Origin of the sequence: Intrasporangium chromatireducens Q5-1 (assembly GCF_000576575.1) — a bacterium.
GTDB lineage: Bacteria > Actinomycetota > Actinomycetes > Actinomycetales > Dermatophilaceae > Intrasporangium_A > Intrasporangium_A chromatireducens.
The window spans coordinates 1-627 of sequence record NZ_AWQS01000563.1 but is presented as its reverse complement, the minus strand read 5'-3'; the positions used below and the strand labels follow the sequence as shown (position 1 = coordinate 627).

The 627-nt window shown below is 71.1% G+C and carries 1 protein-coding gene; it reads left to right on the top strand.

Going from position 1 to position 627, the window contains the following annotated elements:
- Positions 1–96: 96 nt before the first annotated feature.
- Positions 97–627: PHP domain-containing protein (locus N864_RS22895; RefSeq protein WP_034723046.1), on the top strand; the 531-nt coding region annotated here is incomplete at its 3' end.

Genomic DNA, 627 nt, shown 5'->3' with positions numbered 1-627 from the left:
CTCCGGTTGCGAACCGTCGACTGAGCGCAAAGTCCGGCTCGCCTCCACTCCTCCGCGGCGCCTCGGCCCGGCGACGGCCCCGGCTAGGGTCGGCCCATGCGACAACGCAAGCGACCCGAGGCGCCGATGTCACCGGTCGACGCCCTTCGTCGGATCTGCTTCCTGCTCGAGCGGGGCCGTGAGAACCGCTACCGCGTCGACGCGCTGCGGCGCACCCTCGAGTCGATCCGGCTCATGCCGGAGGAGGAGCTGCGCGAGCGGGCACAGTCGGGGACCCTCAAGCAGCTCAAGGGCATCGGAGACGCCAGCGCAGCCATCATCACCGAGGCACTGCGGGGCGAGGTGCCTCGCTACCTCGCAGCGGTGGAGCGCGAGCACGGCGACGAGTCCGACTGGGCGGGCTCCGAGCTGTATGCGGCGCTGGTCGGCGACCTCCACGTCCACTCGAACTGGAGCGACGGCGGCAGCCCCATCGAGGAGATGGTCCTCTCCTGCGTCGAGCTGGGACAGGAGTGGATGGCGCTGACCGACCACTCCCCGCGACTCACCATCGCCAACGGCCTGTCCCGGGAACGGCTCGAGGAGCAGCTCGGCCGGGTCGACGCCATCAACGCCTCGCTCGGCGGG